This window comes from Vibrio sp. 10N.222.52.C12 (genome assembly GCF_041474215.1).
In the GTDB taxonomy this organism is placed as follows: domain Bacteria; phylum Pseudomonadota; class Gammaproteobacteria; order Enterobacterales; family Vibrionaceae; genus Vibrio; species Vibrio crassostreae_C.
The window spans coordinates 1-3854 of record NZ_JBFRTR010000181.1 but is presented as its reverse complement, the minus strand read 5'-3'; the positions used below and the strand labels follow the sequence as shown (position 1 = coordinate 3854).

The 3854-nt window shown below is 42.2% G+C and carries 3 protein-coding genes; 2 read left to right on the top strand and 1 reads right to left on the bottom strand.

The window, feature by feature from the left end; genetic code table 11:
• Positions 1 to 59: 59 nt before the first annotated feature.
• Entirely contained in the window at positions 60 to 899 is an 840-nt protein-coding gene (gene fadR, locus AB4623_RS23305) for a fatty acid metabolism transcriptional regulator FadR (RefSeq protein ID WP_017062161.1), read from the bottom strand.
• Positions 900 to 1539: 640 nt separating this feature from the next.
• Here fadR and nhaB point away from each other — a divergent pair.
• Together nhaB and dsbB are read left to right on the top strand one after the other, a co-directional pair.
• On the top strand, positions 1540 to 3132 hold the full coding sequence (gene nhaB, locus AB4623_RS23300) for a Na(+)/H(+) antiporter NhaB (RefSeq protein WP_372147446.1): 1593 nt from the start codon (positions 1540 to 1542) through the stop codon (positions 3130 to 3132).
• A 147-nt stretch (positions 3133 to 3279) separates the two neighbouring features.
• Entirely contained in the window at positions 3280 to 3789 is a 510-nt protein-coding gene (gene dsbB / locus AB4623_RS23295; protein WP_102394342.1) for a disulfide bond formation protein DsbB, read from the top strand.
• Positions 3790 to 3854 lie beyond the last annotated feature (65 nt).

Here is a 3854-nt window from a genome sequence, read left to right as displayed (position 1 = left end):
GCTTTTTCGTTTTCTTTACGTCACTGACTAAACAGGAACAACAATAGTAAACCTATGGCTTAGCTGTCGTCTTCAGTGAAGTTCGTCGGCAATGTCGTTTTCATTTCATTCCAAACTTGTGCACTTGCGATACCGTAGTTACGAATCACTAATGGCAAAGTTTCGCGCTCGCCACTTTCACAGATAATGAACAACTCTTTATAAAAGTCCATCGCTAAACGTCGTGCTTCTGGGTTAGAGAAGTAGTAGCTACCGATACGGTCATAAAGTTTACGCACACCGTTAAAGATCAGGCCGTAAATCTGGTTGCCTGAGTGGAATGCCAAACGTTGGAAAAGCATGTAATCATAGAAGTTGAAAGTCTTCGCGATTAAGATCGTCTGACGTTTCGCTTCATCTTTTTCTGAATCTTCTTTTACCGCTTGTTTGATCTTGTCAGCGTATGGCGACGATTCTAGGAACTCATCCCAAGTTGGTGCCGCAAGTAGCGCTTCACAAGATTCAATCACGTTACTGATAGTACGCTCTGAAGCTTCTTTGTTTGCTTTGAATGCATAACGCATAAAGATCGGGCTGATATTAGTACGAGCAGCAAGCAGGTCTTCTACCATTTTGCTTGCGTTATCAACGTCCAACGTCATTAGCGTATCAAGGATATGAAGACCTGAGGTTTCCATAAACTGGTTAACTTTAGTTGGTTTGCCATGTTGGATTGTCAACCAACCATCACGAGCAAGACGTTGTAGTACTTCACGAAGCGTAGTACGTGTAACACCAATCAGCTCAGAAAGCTCACGCTCTGCGGGCAAGATAGAACCTGGAGGGAAACGGCCATTCCAAATACTTTCAATGATATACTTCTCTGCAAATCCTGCCGGGCTCTTCGCCTTAATGACCATCTACACTTCAATCCAATTTAATTATTCTGTTCTAATTTACTCATCATACCACTAGTTCACACCTAGCGGAAACACCCTCAAAAATTTTACTCACCCTAAACACCGTTAGAGTTATAACTCTAAAGTTCAGCACACGTTTGCACCTCAGGTTTGTAAAGCAAGCGACTCTAAACCACCATTTAAACAAACCGTTAACACAACAATTTTTCTTTAAAATCAATGGGATTGGTCATATTTTTAAAGCTACTAATTTGCAATATTAAGTTGTAATAATCATATATAAGCCGTCGTTATTCTGTAATTTTCAATCATTTCGCTGAAATATTGATTCTAGTCGGTTTTTATCACATTTTAAGTGGTATGCTTGCGCTACTTTGATCGCGTTTCTCAACAAAAAAGAGGTATTTTTAGGGCTACAGGGCTTTTCCTGTTGACTAAATGTTATCTAAGAGTAAAGTTGCGCTCAAAAATAAGCAGTGCTTGAGTTTCTAAGGGAGTGACTTGGCAAGACCACAGAACATTACATGGAATGTAGTTTTTCTAAGTCACTGTTAGTCATAGTTTTTAACAATTTCTATAGCTCGATTCTCAAAATGTTGTATTGCTTGTCTATTCATAATCAACATAAAAGAGTATTAACATGCCGATGTCTCTCGGAAACGCTTTTATCAAGAACTTCCTTGGTAAAGCTCCTGATTGGTATAAACTTGCCATCATTTCCTTTTTAATCATCAACCCGTTTGTTTTCTTCCTAGTTGACCCATTTGTTGCGGGCTGGCTATTGGTGGTTGAGTTTATTTTCACTCTAGCTATGGCTCTCAAATGCTACCCACTTCAACCGGGTGGTCTATTAGCTATTCAAGCAGTCGCCATTGGCATGACCAAACCAGAAATGGTTTATCACGAGCTGCAAGCAAACCTTCCTGTATTACTCTTGCTCGTATTCATGGTTGCTGGCATTTACTTCATGAAAGAACTGCTTTTGTTCATTTTCACGAAGATCTTGCTTGGCATCCAATCTAAAATTTTACTCTCCGTTGCCTTCTGTGTTGCTGCCGCTTTCTTATCAGCATTCCTAGATGCACTAACAGTAATCGCCGTAGTTATTAGCGTTGCGGTCGGCTTCTACTCTATCTACCACAAGGTTGCATCAGGCAAGGGCACAACGTCTTCGCACGATCATACTCATGATGAAGAGATCTCAGAGCTAACTCGTGATGACCTAGAAAACTACCGTGCTTTCCTACGTTCACTGCTAATGCACGCTGGTGTGGGTACAGCACTGGGTGGTGTAATGACCATGGTAGGTGAACCACAAAACTTGGTAATTGCTAAGCAAGCAGGTTGGGAGTTCGGTGAATTTATCATCCGTATGCTGCCAGTAACACTACCTGTTTTCTTCTGCGGTATTTTAACTTGTGCACTTGTCGAGAAATTCAAAGTGTTTGGTTACGGTGCTCACCTACCAATGAATGTTCGCCAAATCTTAGTTGAGTTTGACAACAAAGAACGTGCAAACCGCACAAAGCAAGACGTAGCAAAACTATGGGTTCAAAGTGCAATCGCAGTTTGGCTTATCGTCGGCCTTGCACTTCACGTTGCTGAAGTAGGTTTGATTGGCCTGTCTGTGATCATCTTAGCTACAGCATTTACGGGTGTTATTGAAGAACACTCTATGGGTAAAGCCTTTGAAGAAGCGCTGCCATTTACTGCACTTCTTGCCGTTTTCTTCGCTGTTGTTGCTGTGATCATCGACCAATCTCTATTTAAGCCAGTCATCGATGCAGTACTTCACGTTGAAGATAAAGGCGCACAGCTCGCACTCTTCTATATTGCCAACGGTATTTTATCGATGGTTTCAGATAACGTGTTCGTCGGTACGGTTTACATTAACGAAGTGAAAACTGCACTGGTTGAAGGCATCATCACTCGTGATCAGTTCGACCTACTTGCTGTTGCTATCAACACTGGTACTAACCTACCTTCTGTTGCAACGCCAAACGGCCAGGCTGCATTCCTATTCCTATTAACATCAGCACTTGCTCCGTTAATTAGATTGTCTTACGGTCGCATGGTTATCATGGCGTTGCCATACACCATCGTATTGGCACTGGTTGGCCTAGCAGGCATTGTGTTCTTCGTAGAGCCAATGACAGCATGGTTCTATGATGCAGGTTGGATCATTCAACGCACTGGTGAAGTCGTTGCTCCAGTTATCTCTGGTGGTCATTAAGCTAAACATTGTGTCGCAAACCACAATAACTATAACTAACTAATCAAAAATATTAGTTGATTAGGAAACTTATCCAAGATAAAAAGCTCTGAGTAATCAGGGCTTTTTTATTTTATAGACAGGATTCAATTCGTGAACTTTTTAGCAATGATCAAAGACTTCTCTAAGGGACGTTTATCTTGGCTTTTACTGCTGGCTTTTATTGTCTTTTTTGAAGCGTGCGCTCTCTTCTTCCAACACGTGATGATGCTTGGTCCTTGCGTGATGTGTATCTATGAGCGCGTTGCTATGCTCGCTATCGGTGTTGCCGCCATGATTGGTGCGATTGCCCCGAATAACCCAATATCACGCTGGTTAGGCCTTGCTAGCTGGGGATTTGGCGCATACAAAGGTTTGATGCTTGCTTTAGAGCACGTCGATTACCAGTTCAATCCGTCCCCTTTCGCAACCTGCGACTTATTCGTAACCTTCCCTAGCTGGGCGCCTTTAAACCAATGGGCTCCGTGGATGTTTGAGGCTTACGGCGATTGCAGCAAGGTTGTGTGGCAGTTCTTCGATCTTTCTATGCCTCAGTGGCTAGTAATTATCTTTGCAGGTAACTTGGTTGCTTTCGGTATTGTGGTTATTTCTCAATTTGTGAAGTCGAAAAACGACTAACAGTAAGCCGTTGACACTTGGACAACAAAAAAGTCGACCACGAGGTCTAATGCCGATCAGTTAAA

Excerpts from the sequence above, each read along its gene's own strand:
- fadR (WP_017062161.1), bottom strand. The coding sequence starts at position 899 with ATGGTCATTAAGGCGAAGAGCCCGGCAGGATTTGCAGAGAAGTATATC.
- nhaB (WP_372147446.1), top strand. The coding sequence starts at position 1,540 with ATGCCGATGTCTCTCGGAAACGCTTTTATCAAGAACTTCCTTGGTAAA.
- dsbB (WP_102394342.1), top strand. The coding sequence starts at position 3,280 with ATGATCAAAGACTTCTCTAAGGGACGTTTATCTTGGCTTTTACTGCTG.